Origin of the sequence: Nitrosospira sp. Nsp11, from assembly GCF_900142705.1 — a bacterium.
GTDB lineage: Bacteria > Pseudomonadota > Gammaproteobacteria > Burkholderiales > Nitrosomonadaceae > Nitrosospira.
Map to the genome: position 1 here is coordinate 24,885 of NZ_FRBV01000015.1, position 15,122 is coordinate 40,006.

16 protein-coding genes are annotated in these 15,122 nt (G+C 51.7%); 15 read left to right on the forward strand and 1 reads right to left on the reverse strand.

Going from position 1 to position 15,122, the window contains the following annotated elements; all coding sequences use genetic code 11:
* Positions 1–2: 2 nt before the first annotated feature.
* From BUA28_RS13240 to BUA28_RS13265, 6 genes are all read left to right on the forward strand, one after another.
* On the forward strand, positions 3–1,286 hold the full coding sequence (locus tag BUA28_RS13240; RefSeq protein WP_072768595.1) for a TrbI/VirB10 family protein: 1,284 nt from the start codon (positions 3–5) through the stop codon (positions 1,284–1,286).
* A gap of 12 nt (positions 1,287–1,298) precedes the next feature.
* On the forward strand, positions 1,299–2,060 hold the full coding sequence (gene trbJ, locus BUA28_RS13245; protein ID WP_072768596.1) for a P-type conjugative transfer protein TrbJ: 762 nt from the start codon (positions 1,299–1,301) through the stop codon (positions 2,058–2,060).
* A gap of 10 nt (positions 2,061–2,070) precedes the next feature.
* Positions 2,071–2,280, forward strand: a complete 210-nt coding sequence (gene trbK / locus BUA28_RS13250) for an entry exclusion lipoprotein TrbK (protein WP_072768597.1) — start codon at positions 2,071–2,073, stop codon at positions 2,278–2,280.
* 4 nt (positions 2,281–2,284) lie between these two features.
* Complete coding sequence (gene trbL / locus BUA28_RS13255) at positions 2,285–3,613, forward strand: P-type conjugative transfer protein TrbL (protein ID WP_072768598.1); 1,329 nt, start codon at positions 2,285–2,287, stop codon at positions 3,611–3,613.
* A 2-nt stretch (positions 3,614–3,615) separates the two neighbouring features.
* Complete coding sequence (locus tag BUA28_RS13260; RefSeq protein WP_072768599.1) at positions 3,616–4,071, forward strand: transglycosylase SLT domain-containing protein; 456 nt, start codon at positions 3,616–3,618, stop codon at positions 4,069–4,071.
* 419 nt (positions 4,072–4,490) lie between these two features.
* The gene (locus BUA28_RS13265) at positions 4,491–5,672 is read left to right on the forward strand and encodes a DUF4236 domain-containing protein (protein ID WP_072768600.1); all 1,182 of its coding nucleotides are present in this window, start codon (positions 4,491–4,493) and stop codon (positions 5,670–5,672) included.
* A 759-nt stretch (positions 5,673–6,431) separates the two neighbouring features.
* Here BUA28_RS13265 and BUA28_RS13270 read toward each other — a convergent pair.
* Positions 6,432–7,196 (reverse strand): hypothetical protein, encoded by a 765-nt coding sequence (locus BUA28_RS13270; RefSeq protein ID WP_072768601.1) that lies wholly within the window; start codon positions 7,194–7,196, stop codon positions 6,432–6,434.
* Between the two features lie 420 nt (positions 7,197–7,616).
* Between BUA28_RS13270 and BUA28_RS13275 the strand changes: the two genes are divergently transcribed.
* From BUA28_RS13275 to BUA28_RS13315, 9 genes are all read left to right on the forward strand, one after another.
* A complete protein-coding gene (locus BUA28_RS13275) occupies positions 7,617–8,294 on the forward strand; it encodes a vWA domain-containing protein (RefSeq protein WP_072768602.1) in 678 nt (225 codons plus the stop codon).
* Positions 8,272–9,045: a PP2C family serine/threonine-protein phosphatase gene (locus BUA28_RS13280; protein ID WP_072768603.1), complete on the forward strand. Its 774-nt coding sequence runs from the start codon at positions 8,272–8,274 to the stop codon at positions 9,043–9,045. Before BUA28_RS13275 ends, BUA28_RS13280 begins: the two co-directional genes overlap by 23 nt.
* Before the next feature lie 329 nt (positions 9,046–9,374).
* A complete protein-coding gene (locus BUA28_RS13285; protein ID WP_256598326.1) occupies positions 9,375–11,207 on the forward strand; it encodes a topoisomerase DNA-binding C4 zinc finger domain-containing protein in 1,833 nt (610 codons plus the stop codon).
* A gap of 373 nt (positions 11,208–11,580) precedes the next feature.
* A complete protein-coding gene (locus BUA28_RS13290; protein ID WP_072768605.1) occupies positions 11,581–11,823 on the forward strand; it encodes a CopG family ribbon-helix-helix protein in 243 nt (80 codons plus the stop codon).
* Positions 11,824–11,826: 3 nt separating this feature from the next.
* Positions 11,827–12,102 carry a type II toxin-antitoxin system RelE/ParE family toxin gene (locus tag BUA28_RS13295; RefSeq protein WP_072768606.1) on the forward strand — a complete coding sequence of 92 codons (276 nt, stop codon included), beginning with the start codon at positions 11,827–11,829 and terminating at the stop codon, positions 12,100–12,102.
* Complete coding sequence (locus BUA28_RS13300) at positions 12,099–12,938, forward strand: tyrosine-type recombinase/integrase (RefSeq protein ID WP_218587269.1); 840 nt, start codon at positions 12,099–12,101, stop codon at positions 12,936–12,938. The genes BUA28_RS13295 and BUA28_RS13300 overlap by 4 nt, the downstream gene beginning before the upstream one ends.
* Positions 12,939–13,352: 414 nt before the next feature.
* Entirely contained in the window at positions 13,353–13,847 is a 495-nt protein-coding gene (locus BUA28_RS13305; RefSeq protein ID WP_072768607.1) for a hypothetical protein, read from the forward strand.
* 132 nt (positions 13,848–13,979) lie between these two features.
* Positions 13,980–14,720 carry a HupE/UreJ family protein gene (locus tag BUA28_RS13310; RefSeq protein WP_371915223.1) on the forward strand — a complete coding sequence of 247 codons (741 nt, stop codon included), beginning with the start codon at positions 13,980–13,982 and terminating at the stop codon, positions 14,718–14,720.
* A 26-nt stretch (positions 14,721–14,746) separates the two neighbouring features.
* A complete protein-coding gene (locus tag BUA28_RS13315) occupies positions 14,747–15,097 on the forward strand; it encodes a DUF6488 family protein (RefSeq protein WP_072768608.1) in 351 nt (116 codons plus the stop codon).
* The last annotated feature ends 25 nt before the right edge of the window (positions 15,098–15,122 follow it).

Sequence of the window (15,122 nt, forward strand, 5' to 3'; positions counted from 1 at the left end):
CCATGAGCCAGACAATGCCGCCGTCAGTCTCGCCTGGCCAAGCACGAACCGGAGGCGGGCGCCGGGTCAATAATCTGCCGCTGTACCTGATAGGGATAGTGGTGGCCATGTTCCTTCTCATCGTAGGATTGGTGGCAATGGACCGCGCCAACCCGAAGCAGACAGAAGAAGAAACACCCAGGCGCCAGGGCAACACGTCGCTCTTTGCCAAGGAACTTGCCGGGGACCGCCCGGATGGGATCATTCCGGCATCCAGTCCTGTTCTTCCGGAAGATGCCGATTTCCGTCCCGCGAATCCCGACATGCCGCCGGTGCCGCCGTCCCTGCCGGCCTCTCAGCATCAAACGGACATGGAGCGCATCCGGCAAATGAAGCAGCAACAGTTCGAGGAAGCGCTGAAAGCCAAAACGAGCGTGCAAATAGCGCAGCCGCGCGAGCGTTCTGCGCCGGATGCGGCGAGTGGGCGGCCGGCTGACCTTCCCGCCAATACAGACCCGGCTGCGGTCTACCGTGCGCGGCTGGCGCAACTGCGAAAGGCGGGCATGCGTGGTAATGAGGATATGGAAGATAGCGAAGAAACACGGCCAAGCGAATCCGGCCAGCCAGGAAAACCCAGGAATAATTACGAGGATTTCGCGGGCGGGGGAGAGGATAAGTGGAAGCTCGATTCGCGCCTGCTCCCGCCGCGCTCGCCCTATACCGTGCAAACCACTTTTGTGATTCCGGTCACGCTGATCACCGGTATCAATTCCACGCTGCCGGGTAAAATCTTCGGTCAGGTCAGCCAGGATGTGTACGACACCGCCACGGGCAAGCACTTGCTGGTGCCGCAAGGCACCAAGCTCGAAGGGGTTTACTCCAGCGATGTGGCGTATGGGCAGGCAAACCTGTTGGTTGCCGGACAGCGTTTCGTGTTTCCCGATGGCAAGACGATGGATATCGGCGCCATGCCCGGCTCCAGCGGAGCGGGCTACGCTGGATTGTCGGATCAGGTCAACAATCACTACGTGCGGCTGTTCGGTTCGGCCCTGATTATGTCGGCGATCACGGCGGGCGTGTCATTAAGCCAAAGCCGCAACCAGATTGCAGGCACGTTCGGCGCGCCCACGACCAACAGCGTATTGAGTGCCGCCCTGGGGCAGCAGCTGGGGCGCGTGACTTCGCAACTGATTTCAAAGAATCTCAACATTTCACCGACGCTTGAGATTCGCCCCGGATACCGTTTCAACGTCACTGTCACCAAGGATATGGTTTTCAGCAAGCCCTATCAGGCATTCGACTATTAAGGGGAGCGTTCCATGAAAACAACGACACCTGGAATTCTTGCGGCAATGGTTGCAATGAGCCTGGGTGCAGCCACGCCGGCGGCGGCGGGCGGCCTGCCGGTTATCGATATCGCCAGCGTGCAGCAAGAGACGATATCAGCCATCGAGGGCGTGAACCAGACACTCAAAATGGTGCAGCAGTACCAGCTCCAGTTGCAGCAGTACGAAAACATGATCCAGAATACGCTGGCGCCGGCAGCGTATGTGTGGAACCAGGTGGAACGGGTGAACATGGCAATCCTGGGGGCGACGAATACGCTCAATTACTACAGGAACCAGGCAGGCAATCTCGACGGCTACCTGTACAAATACCAGAACTCGTCCTACTACATGAGTTCGCCTTGCTTTAGCATCAGCGGTTGCCCGGAATCGGAACGCAACCGGCTTTTTGAAAACCGCAGGATGGCGTCCGACGCGCAGAAGCGGGCGAACGACGCCATGATCCGCGGGCTGGACCTTCAGCAGCAGGAGCTTGAAGCCGATGGGCGCAGGCTGGCGGCATTGCAGATGCAGGCGCAAGGCGCGCAAGGACAGATGCAGGCCATACAGGCCGCCAATCAACTTGCGAGCAACCAGGCGAGCCAGTTGATGACTATACGCGCGCTATTGATGGCGCAGCAGAATGCGGAAGCGGCACGGCAGGCTGCCTTGGCGGATATCGAAGCACAGCGGATAGCAGCCGATGCACAAGCGACTGCGGGAACCTTCAAAAAAAGTACGCCACGCGAGTGGTAAGGAGAAAAGAATGAAAGCTGTGCAAATGACAGTTCTAACCGTTCTCGCCATATTGGCCGGTTGCGATAATTTCGTGCCGGCTGAACGAGAAAAGATAGCCAACCCGACCTGTGAAGATCTGGGAAAAATAACAGATGAGGTGGAACACAAGGCTCTTCTCGCTAAATGTCCTGACTACCTCCCTGGAGGTAGAAAGAGAAGCAAAGATAAGGAGTGGTAGTGAAATGAGAGCGTCGAGTGCATCTATTTTTAATCTCTTGTTATTGTCGTGGTTGGTATTATTCCCGACGCAAGCTCACGCTCTTATTGAGAATGCAGATGTACTTGATGACATTCTGACGCGATACAAGGATGCAGCTTCTGCCTGGGCGGGAGTTATCACCGATAGGGCATCCTGGCTCTTCTGGCTGCTGGTGGTCATCAGTATGGTATGGACTTTCGGGTTGATGGCGGTACGGCGGGCCGACCTGGGAGAATTCTTTGCCGAATTCATTCGTTTCACGGTGTTCACGGGCTTCTTCTGGTGGCTGCTGATTAACGGGCCGAATTTCTCGACTTCAATCATTGCGTCATTAAAGCAAATCGGTGCCGAAGCGAGTGGCTTGCGGGGCATGGGTTCCCCATCTAGCATCGTAGATATCGGATTCGACCTTTTTTATCGGTCGATAGATGAGGTGTCTTACCGCAGTCCAATCGTCAGCATGACAGGTATCATCGTGTCAGCAGCCATTCTCATCATCCTGGCGTTGATCAGTGTCAACATGGCGCTGCTGCTCGTGTCGGGCTGGATACTGGCTTATGCCGGCGTTTTCTTCCTGGGGTTTGGCGGCTCGCGCTGGACTTCCGATATAGCGATCAATTACTACCGGACAGTATTAGGTGTCGCGGTATCGCTGCTTGCGATGATCCTGCTGGTGGGCATCGGCAAAACCTTCCTGGATGACTACTACTTGAGAATGAGTGGAGGGCTGAACCTGAAGGAACTCAGTGTCATGATGGTCGCCTCCATCGTGTTATTTGCTTTGGTCAACAAGATCCCGCCGATGCTGGCCGGGATCGTCGGCGGTGGCGGTGGGGGCATCGGCAATATCGGGGCTGGCGCCGCGATCGGCACGGCCGCGGCGGCGACTGGCATGGCAGCGGGCATGATGATGGCATCTGCTACTCATGCGGCAGGTGGCGCCTCGGCCATCAAGGCGGCATTCGACGCTGCACACGATACCATGAGTAGCGGCGGGGGCATGTCTACCGGCTTAGGCGGCTCACCATCCGGTGGCGGTAGCGGCAGGAGTGGCGGCGGCTTGGGCCAGGCGATGGGAACGGGTGCGCGTTTTGCTGCAAACATGGGATCGAATCTTGCCAAGGGGAGCATGGCGGTCGCAAAGGCGGGCGCAGGTGACCGTGTTAGCCAAACTCCTGGCGGAAAAATCGCCTCGGCCATTCGCGCCAGCATGGAACAGCCGGAATTCACCGGAAACCGGTTTGCCAATTCCACCGATACAACGGTAGACCGCGAAGCCGAAACCGAAGCTTTCGTGAACAGCAAGCGCTAGCGATGGCCGATCTGCCGCCACACATTCAGGAGCGCATCGTCTGCTCCATCACGGCGGCAGTGAAATACGAAGTGCCGGCAAACATCGTCCTGGCCGTAGCGGAAAAGGAAAGCGGCAGGGCAGGGCAGTGGGTACGCAACTCGAACGGCACCTACGATGTAGGCCCGATGCAGTTTAATACCGCGTATCTTTCCGATCTAGCCAAGTATGGCATTACCGCAAGCTATGTCGCGCAAGCCGGGTGCTACGCATATGATCTGGCCGCGTGGCGGCTCAGGATGCATATCAGGAACGACAAGGGCGATCTGTGGACGAAAGCGGCCAACTACCACTCAACCACGCCGCATCTCAATGCAGCGTACCGGGCGGATCTGATGCGCAAGGCCGCTCAATGGACAAAATGGCTGGATGCCCGTTTTGTCACCTATGAGGTTACGGCGTCACCTGTGAAGCGGTAAGGCAATCTCGCTATCGCTCGTCCCATGGACAACCCTATGGATAACCTGATGGACGGATAGATCCCCGCCCACAAGGTTCCCCACAGGGATTGCCCACAGGCACACCGGACTGCACCACAAAAGCCTTCTGACGCGGCCTTTGGCCTTGCCCTAGCCATTTTTAAATTTTTCCTTACCACCCCTGAGAGCAAAGCACAAAACCTTAGATGGAGCGGGGGCTGGGGAGGAAGCCCAGAATCAGAACCAAAAATGAAGCTCAAGAGAGGCCAGGACAAGGATCAAGAGTGGGAACTTTGCCCTGTACTGGATTCGAATTTCAAGATTATTCCAATATGCCCGTTATTATTTATATGGTTATCATTGGATGTTGTATCTGACAGCAGGCTAATGAGTGACAACTTGGAAATGGGTATTACGTGATGGGTGTGCGGTTTAGGAAATCAGTGAAGTTAGCACCGGGCCTACGCATGAACTTTAGCGGTAGCGGTGTAAGCTGGACGGTTGGCCCTCGCGGAGCCTCATTAGGGCTCGGGAAAAATGGAATCCACCTTAATACGGGAATTCCAGGGTCAGGATTTTATTCTCGCCAACGTATCCATAATGCTGGCTCGATCAGCAGATCATCCGGAAAAGCTATTACCAGCGTTCCAATCACCGTACATATTGATGAAAGCGGCATAATTTCTTTCCTAGATACTAATGGGAATCCAGCACCTGAATCCTGGGTGACTGCTGCCCAAAAACAGCAGGGCGACGCAATCAGAGGCTTGATTCAAACAGAATGCGACAAGATTAACGCTCAGATTGAGGCACTTGGTCAGCTGCATCATGATACCCCTAACCCTCTCTTGCGTCCGAGATACCAGCGCATGAGTTTCGATAATCCAGAACCGGTGCAACCAGTTTTCATCAAACCTGGATTTTTCGCTGCTTTATTCAAGAGGGATCGGGAACGAATCGAACGTGAAAACGCTGATAAACAGTGCAGCTACGAGAAGGTTCTTCAAGAATGGGAATGTGCCAAGCATGAATTTGAGATCAGGGAAGCAAATCGGAAGCAGCTCATCGAGCATGGCATCTACTCCGACACAATTGCCATGGCCACCTTCCTGGAAGATACTCTGCAAGATATTGTCTGGCCTAAAGAAACAGATGTGTCTTTCGACATCTTTGATGAAGGTAAGCATGTCTTTCTAGACGTAGATCTTCCTGAAATCGAGGATATGCCTACAAAGACGGCAACTGCCCCTTTAAGAGGGTACAGGCTCAACATCAAGGACATTTCTCCGGCAAAAATACGTGCGCTTTATATGCAGCACGTACACGGAGTGGGTTTCCGTATTATTGGCGCAACTTTTGCGGCACTACCTATAGCAGAGGAAGTGACCCTGTCTGGTTACTCACAGCGGGTGGATGCGGCTACAGCGCAGATACATGACGAGTACCTGTATTCTGTTAGAGTACGTCGGGCTGATTGGAAAATGATCCAGTTCAATAACCTACCAGCCCTGGATGTAGTGGAAGCATTAGCCCGATTTGAATTACGTCGGGACATGTCAAAGGCTGCAGTATTTAAACCGATCGAGCCGATAATCCCTTAATGCAATTTATAGGATTATGTAGAAGGGAAATATAATGCGTCCGACTTATATTCTTATCACAGGAATTGTGGCGCTTGGGTTTCTCGGATGCGGTAAAAGCCCTTCCGACTCCGAGATTGATGCCTGTGTTGAGAGGGGTGTGGCTTATTTTAAGGAGATAGGTTCATATCCGACCTTGTCGAGTGCCCCAAATACAGGGCGTCAAGCTGAAGATGTCGCTTTTGAGCGATGCAATCGCACAATTACGGCATTCTGAGAGAGGATTACTTGCGCTGCCTCTCGATGTGAATCGCTGCGGTTTTAGTAGACATTCTGCAGCCGGTTGAAATACTGGTTTTCGAACTCTATCGGGGAAACGCTGTTCGCATAAGTGATCCATAAATCCCACTGAAGGTGTTAAGGTTTTTGTTTGGGCCGCAGGCATTTCATCGGATTACACTGCGGCCACACCTGAGGATGTTGGCTGGGCGGCACGCCTCATGCGTAGCGTTTTATACTGTGCGTGATGCTCAGATTCAACGGATAATCGTAGCCCGACTGTCTTGAGAACCGCCAGCAGCGTTTTGAGAGTGGTTGCCTTTGGGCGATAACGTGCGATACAGAGGATGATCGATGGGGAATGAAGATAGACGCTTCACAGGGATTGATATTGCTCTCCCCAATCTGCTTGGCGCATCGTATAGGAAGAGCATTCAGCTCGCATTGATATCGATAATTTTGGCAGTTATTGGATTGCATGAGCAAGCGTTAGAAACTTAGCTAGTTCATATTCTCGATCCTAACCACACACGATACACATGCGTAGTCGGTTGGGCTTACATCATCATTCCACATTATTGCCTCTGAACGTTTGCCTTCTGCTCCACAAATGCAACATATGATTAACTTGTCTTCATCTTCGCAGTAATGGCAGATGTAATTCCCTAGCACACAAACGGCCGTATTCCTTTCACCGCAAAGCCCGCAGTCGTACACTTCGCCATCTCCGGCCCGTTCTCTAGCTTCATCTTGTGCGTGGGTCACGTCCGCTTTATATTCGTCGGCCAACAGTTGAAAGATTTCGAGATTCGGTTCCGTAATCCAATCTTCCATCTTAAAGTCAGCAAATTCGGCACTGAACTCATTCATCGCCTGCACAAGACGTCCTAGCGTTCTTCGCGCACTCGCGATTTCCATCTCAAACTTGTGATGCTCAATGCCGTTGCGTAATGTCTTCAGCCACTCCAAATCGACAATAAATTTACCATCAAGTGGTTTTCCTTCATTCTTGAGAAACTGTACTGCCTCCCATAACCCAATAGTCTGCTCTTTAGCTATATTTTTGGAGAACGGGTTCTTGTAGATCAATAGGGGATGAGCCTGTGAGACATATAGCTTGAATAGTAACTCAAGGAAATGTGAAAAATGCAGGATCGCAAACTTGTACGCTTTGATATTCCCCGCCTGACCTTCGCGATATTTGACAAGCGCTTCATTGAAGCTGTCGAGCGCATTTTCTTTTAAGTCAAGCTTATGAAGTGGCATGTTGTTGGTGTTGTTTTGACAGGTAAAGAATTGACGTGTCTTCTAGGGAGAACAAGGATAGCAGCGGATCAATTAATTTACTCTCATACTTACCTTAAACGTTGGGCTATCCTCCCGGCCGACTCTTACGGTGATCGTATGGAAGGGCGATGGTGTCTCAAACAAACTCTACTTAATAAGATCCGGCACAAGTTTTGAAAAACTCCTACTCATTGACCGGTGTACCTAAGTCCAATTGCTAGCTCAACAATGTGTACTTAAAATAAGCACCGCTGCGGGTAACAAAATTCTGTTTCAATATATAGAACGAATCGGATCGCGCTATCTGGTTTTAAGAATACACAGATACAGATCTTATTAATTTTCTGATAAAGAAGATCTGTAAGTGGTCCAACCAATAACAATTTAGGGGGTATTTTGATGGATGATTTCGAACAGCAACCCTTTGCTAATGCTGAGTTTGCTGAAAATCCCGAGCAACGTTGTCCGTGCCTTCTTCTGCTCGATACTTCTTATTCAATGAATGGAAGCCCGATTCGAGAGCTCAACGACGGCTTGACCGCATTTAAGCAGGATTTGATGGAGGATTCACTTGCAGGCAAGCGCGTCGAAATTGCAACCGTCACTTTCGGGCCAGTCCATGTTCGCTCGAATTTCGTTACGGCGGATGCATTTTACCCAGAAACGCTCGAAGCGAACGGGGCTACGCCTATGGGAGAAGCAATCGAGCTTGGGCTTGACATGCTCCGTGAGCGCAAGAACCAGTATCAAGCAAACGGCATCAGATACTACCGGCCCTGGGTGTTTCTTATCACTGACGGGGCGCCTACTGATAACTGGCAGGAAGCCAAGCGGCGTGTCTATGAGGGGGAGGAACGAAAAGAATTCATGTTTTATGTTGTTGCCGTTGAAGATGCGGACATGACCATTCTCTCGGAGCTGGCGACTCGTAAGGTGATGAAGTTAAAGGGCTTGGCATTTCGCGAGCTTTTTGCCTGGCTATCTCGTTCGCTTGGTGCAGTATCCCAATCTAACCCGGGCGATCAGGTTCCTTTAGCAAATCCAACCGCTCCCGATGGGTGGGCCGTTGCAGGCTAACTCCAACCGTTGGCGATGGGCCGCAGCATCCAGAACAGGAACGTCACATATTCGGGCAGGTACTAGGCGGCAGGATGCCTATGCTGTGTCGAAGCTGAGGCCCGATGGCCTGTGCGCGATCGTGTCGGACGGCGCAGGAAGTGCATCTCATGGGGGCTATGGGGCGTGGCTCGTTTGCCGGCACTTGACCCAGCGCTTTCGTATATGGTTTGACCATTCGAACAATCTTCCTTCCGAGGAAGATGTCATGGTCTGGATTGACGATCTACGAGACCTGCTAGCAAACGCTGCCAGCAAACGGGGTATTACACGACGTCAGTTTGCGGCAACACTTGCAGCTATTATAATCACCCCGGAGCAGATGCTCACACTGCAGGTTGGCGACAGCGCTATTGTTGGTCGGCGCAATGGACTATGGGAATCTATCTGCTGGCCAGAAAACGGCGAGTATGCATCGACCACATATTTTATAACCGACGATCCCGAAGTTCGGCTAAGAACGGCCCGCCTCCCCCTCGATTATGACGCCTTTGCACTGTTCTCCGACGGTATTGAGGATATCGCGCTCGAGCGGCTTGAGTTACGGCCGCATACTCGCTTTTTCGATCCAATGATCAAGCCGATCGACTTAGCAAGTAAGTATGGGCGTCTAGGCCCCCTTTCTGATGCCCTCGGCCGTTATCTTGATGAGCCCTCCATCTGCGACCGTACTGATGACGATAAGACGCTCATTTTGATCTCGGGGGTCTGAGCAAGCGCATGATAAAGATCGGCACCGAACGAGCCGTTCTCGGTAAGCGCATTGGGGGAGGTGGCGAAGGCGAAGTCTACATAATAGAGGGGAGGCCAGACCAAGCTGTCAAATTATACAAACCTGAGCTGAAAGGCAAGCGCGAGGACAAGGTCAAGGCTATGGTAATGAGTGGTCTTGCACGCACGACCGATCTTGTCGCTTTTCCTGCGGATATCGTAACAGACCCAAGTGGCCAGTTTGCCGGCTTTATAATGCGGCTAGTCTCTTCTTATCGCCCGATCCATGAGCTCTACAGTCCCAAATCCCGAAAGCAGCATTTTCCTAATATGGATTATCGATTTCTGGTTCGGGCAGCGCTTAACGTCGCTCGGGCCGTAGGGAAGGTACATCAGAGCCACTGTGTCATTGGGGATTTAAACCACTCGGGGTTGTTGGTGTCGAGAGATGCGACCATTGCCTTGATTGATGCAGATAGTTTCCAGTTCAGCCTCAACGACCGAGTATATCACTGCGAAGTCGGCGTTCCCGAGTTCACGCCACCAGAACTACATGGGAAATCTTTCGCGAATGCCAAGCGCACCCCAGTGCATGATCATTTCGGTCTGGCGGTTGCAATATTTCATCTCCTTGTCATGGGCCGTCACCCTTATGCTGGCCGATCTCCTGATGGGGACCTCAGCCTAGGTGAAGCCATTTTTCAGAACCGTTTTGCTTTCTCGCAGATTCGGAAAGCAGCCACGCGAATGTCGCCACCCCCGGGCTCGATAACGCTAGCAGATTTTCCAGAACCAATCGCGCGAGCGTTTGAAGCTGCATTTGGCCTCAACCCTGTTGGGCGACCCGATGCCTCAACCTGGGTCGCGCTCCTAAAGGAAATGGGAGGCGGTCTCCGACGTTGTTCGACTGTTCGCTCACACTATTATCCACCGGTAGCTAGCAAGTGCCCGTGGTGCCGACTCGCTTTGCAGTCGGGTGTCGATATGTTTCCCGAGCCGATCGTTGAGGGAGCTCCACCACCAGCGGGCCCACCATTTGATCTCGATAAAATCTGGGCTGCAATCGCCGCGATTAATCTTCCGTCGCCCGAAGCAATTTTGCCAAAATGGACAGGCAATATCAGCACGCCGGGTACAGCCGTCGCAGTAGCGAAGAAGGCGCAATTAAGAAGGAAAGTTGTAGGGATTCTCGCTTTAGCAGGCGCGGGTTATGGTTTATTAAATGCACCCGCCGCCGCGATCATTTGGATTGGCCTAGGAATCCTTGGGTTAGGTCGTTTCCTCGGCAGTAGTCTCGATGGCGAGCCATTTCAAAGCGCTTACTTGTCTGCAGACCAACATGTTACCCAAGTGGCACAAGCATTTCTGCAGCGCATCGGTGCGACAGAGCTGTATGCCCTCCAAAATGCTCTTTATGATCAAGTCGCGGAGTATCGAGAGTTTGATGAAAATATAGATCGTGAATTATCCACCTTAAAATCAACCCGGGAAATATGCCAGAAGAACGCCTTTCTCGATCGCTTCACGATTCGTCAAGCACAAATCCCGGGCATCGGACCGGCTAAAACCGCGATGCTCGCTTCGTTTGGCATTGAAACTGCTGCAGATGTCACCCAACAGGCTGTGCTTGCCGTTCCTGGTTTCGGGGAGGTGATGACGACAAAGATGCTGGCATGGCGCGGAGGCCATGAAAACAAATTCCGATACAATGCGACTCGTAGCGCATCCGATGTGCAAGCCGAGAATGCCCTAAAATCTCGCTACGCCGCTAAAAAGAGAGAACTCCAGTTAAAAATTCGATCCGGTCTCGCAGGATTGAAAGTCGAGTCGTCCCGTCTTAGTGCCCGTGCAGCAGTTGCCGATCAAACATTAATGCATGCGCTTCAGGCTAAGGCACAGGCCGCACACAACCTGACCAGCTTAGGGTTGACGCTTCCCCCGACGACATCAACGTTTTCGACTAATCTCACGCAGCCACAGAGCAAATCTCAACAGCTTGGGGCTAGTCGAAATCCAGGGTCCGGATCTCGGAGTGCTAGCTTGCCCTCTTGTCCCCAATGCGGATCGCCGATGCAGCGACGGACTGCGCGTCGCGGATTCCGCACGGGTACTCAATTTTGGGGATGTTCGCGTTATCCAACCTGTCGTGGCACACGCAACTGATTTCCAAAAGGGGAAATTCCGCATGTCGCATGCTTGTGGATCCAGACTCTTTCCACTTGCTTGCATATTAGGCATTGGCAGCTATGCCATTACAGCGTTTGCAACAGCTGCAAACCGTTCTCCAGAAAAGTGTACTTCGGTCTAATGAATTGAAGACACCCCTTACTCTCTCATGCTCAATCTCAAAGTGTGTTAATTATCACCTTTGCAAGTGACTCATTTTTGCTTCGCCTTATGAATGATAAAGGACGTTATCATTCACTAATGAATAATTTTATGTCGGTCAAAAATATTATTTCATCTTCATGTTAGAGCTGGACAACTTCAATCGGATTGATTAGTATTGATTGTTCCTGTTTCAAATGGATTGAATATGAATACACGCGTCGTCACCGCTCACATTCCTAATGAACTTGCTGAACAGATTGATCAACTCGCTGCTCGACTTGATCGTCCCAAGGGCTGGATCGTAAAACAAGCGTTGACCTCTTGGGTTGCCCTTGAAGCAAAACGCCACCAGCTTACCTTGGAAGGTATCGCCGATGTCGATGCCGGACGCTTGGTCGATCACGCTTCAATTGATGCCTGGGCTGCAAGCCTCGACAAGCCGGCTTAATTAATGGCGCTTAAATGGACGGTTAGTGCTGAGCGCGATCTTGTTCGCCTTCACGCCTTTCTCGCTCCAGTAAATTCTACAGTTGCGGCAAAAGCGGTGAAGCAGTTGGTGGCAGGCACGGAGCAACTTCTTGCTTATCCGCAGCTCGGAGTGCCGCTCGAAGAATTTGCACCCCGAGATGTACGCCGGGTAATTGTGGGGGATTACGAAGTGCGTTATGAAGTTGTCGACAATATGATTTATATCCTTCGCCTCTGGCACGCCCGGGAAGATCGATGATGACACAGGCACTAGCCTATCCGCTTCACGGATCAGTGGCACTGCCGGCGTTGTTTTCTCCCACCCCGGATGCTGGCAAGCGCTTCATCGAGTTCTTTACTGCCAATATCCGTAATCCGAATACCCGTAAGGCCTACGCCTGGGCTGTAGGGGAATTCGCCACGTGGTGCGAAAATAACGGACTGACTGCGCTGTGCGACATTGAGCCGGTTCATGTTGCAGCCTATATAGAAATATTGTGGCAACGGTTGTCAGCACCTTCCGTGAAACAACATTTGGCTGCAATCCGCATGCTGTTCGATTGGCTGGTGGTTGGCCAGGTCCTTGCCACGAATCCGACGAGCTCGGTACGAGGTCCAAAGCATTCAGTCAGAAAAGGCAAGACGCCTGTCCTGGCCGCGGATGAAGCACGCACCCTACTGGATTCAATCGATACCAGTACCCATGTGGGCTTGCGCGATCGCGCCCTAATTGGCTTGATGATCTATACGTTTGCCCGCGTTGGTGCGGCACTTGGGGTAAAGGTCGAAGATGTCTATGTGCAAAGCCGCCGCACCTGGGTATGGCCACATGAAAAAGGCGGGAAGCAGCATGAAATGCCCTGTCATCACAACCTGGATGAATACCTGCACGCTTATATAAATACCGCCCAGTTGACGGAAGCCAAAAGCATTCTATTCCGCACAGCGCTGGGCCGCACCGGACAGCTATCCGATCGGCCGATGAGTCAGGCCGATGCATACCGCATGATCCGCCGGCGTGCCCTGGATGCAGATATCCTCACCCTATCGGCAATCACTCCTTCGCGCTACAGGTATCACGGAATACTTGCGTAATGGCGGCAAGCTTGAAGTGGCGCAACAAATGGCCGCCCACGAGAGCGCACGCACGACCGGACTCTATGACCGGCGTAACGACCAAGTCTTCCTGGATGAGGTTGAGCGGATCGTGATCTGACTGCGGGGAATGGGGGAGTAATGTCCCCCTGCCCCCTGTGAGTTCAGTGCGCGACCTATGGATTAGAATTAGGTACTCCCCACAACGGGAGTGTGATTGTGATTTTATCTCATCAGGGACGCGACAATTTGCCGCATTTCTACACCAACTGAAATGGGTTATTCTCGCGCTTGATTTGTTGAGGAATATTGGCAGAACGATTAGCAGACAAGATAAAAGTTGGACGGGCTGGGAAAGACCCGGTCTAAAACGTCTTTTCTTTCATAACCAAAGTCACAATGACGAGAAATTAAATGAATATACGGCGAGTCACCACCCTTCTCATCAGCGCTGCATTGGCTAGCATGTCGCTCTGTGCTGGCGCTCATAACGAAGAATATTTCGATTCCAAACAATCGCCCCACGGCGGTCAAATGCGCATGGCGGGGCCTTATCACTTGGAGTTGATTGCTAAGGATAAAGAGATCGTGGTGTATGTGATGGATCATGCCGATACCGAACTCAGCGTCAACGGTGGCTCAGGCAAGGCAACCATTCAAACCGACAGGACCAAGACTAAAACATCGGTTAAACTGGAACAGGCTGGTGATAATGTACTTAAGGGAAGCGGAGATTTTTCTATCACGTCCGAGACGGTCATTACCGTATTCGTTGAGCTACCAGAACAGGGAGCGCACGCTGCTAGCTTCACCCCACTCAAGCCCAAAGCCAAGCCCTCCAAGAAAGCCAATAGTGCCAAGCCTCAGGCAGATAGTAGCAAAGGGCATTCTCATCACATGCAGCACTGAGTGCGACGAGTTAGTTCGATAAAATAACCCTGATTTAGCAGGGGCTTTGACAGAAGATGAATTAAAGCATTGTTCAGTTCCCATCTGATACGCCGTATTTCCTTACCGCAACTTTTCGTTTTGCTGATTTTGTTGGCGCCGATAGTGGCCATAGCCCATGGTATTTCCGAGGAGGATAAACTGCGGATGCTAAATGGAGGCTACCTGCAATATATGTGGCTTGGTGCAACGCATATGTTGACTGGATACGATCATTTACTGTTCCTATTTGGAGTAGTGTTTTTTCTGACCAGCTTCAAGGATATTGCCAAGTTTGTCACAGCCTTCACAGTCGGACACTGTATTACCTTAATTTTTGCAACCTTCTATCAGATTACCTGGAACTACTTTCTGATCGATGCGATTATTGCACTTAGCGTGATCTACAAGGGCTTCGACAATAACGGCGGTTTTCAGAAGTACCTGGATATGAAATCTCCCAACCTGTTGGGCGCTGTGTTTCTGTTTGGCTTACTACACGGCTTTGGCCTCTCAACCCGCCTCCAGCAGCTGCCACTTGGTGACGACAATACAAGTATTCTTTTACGAATATTGAGTTTTAACCTTGGCGTGGAAATTGGGCAGATCGTCGCTTTGATGGTTATGGTGGCTGTACTCTCACTATGGAGACATAGACCCTCTTTTCAACGATTCAGCTTTGCGTCCAACCAAGCTCTCGTTTATGCCGGCGTACTCTTGCTGTTTATGCAATTGCACGGGTATCAGCATGATTCCGACCCTGATGGTTTCCGCTTCCCAGACCAGGAACACAGGCATGCGCACGAGGATCTGGAAGTGGAGGAAAGTACCGATACGGGACGCGAAAGCCTTTAATTTACTATCCCCAGAGGAATAATGTAATGAAGAAACTATTGATAGCAACGATCTTGAGCGCCGGGATAATCGGGTCTGGCGCGGCGGTGGCGGGAGAGAGCAGCAGCTGTCACTTTCATGGCAAAAAAGTGGCTCCGGAGGAAACTGTTTCTAGCTGCGCATTTGAGCGTAAGGAACTTTTAATTATGGGCGGCAAGATCGATCCGTCCTGGGAGAGGGTTGAGCAGGACAAGATTGAGTTGGTAGATGGGAAAAAAGGTAAAGAATGGCTAGTCACGTTCACCAACCCGGCTGTTGCCGACAAGTCGAAAGCAAAGCTTTATATGTTTTTTACAGCGCCTGGTAATTTTATAGCGGCAAATTTTTCCGGCAAATAAATAAAAGGCGCGTACGTGGGCACCG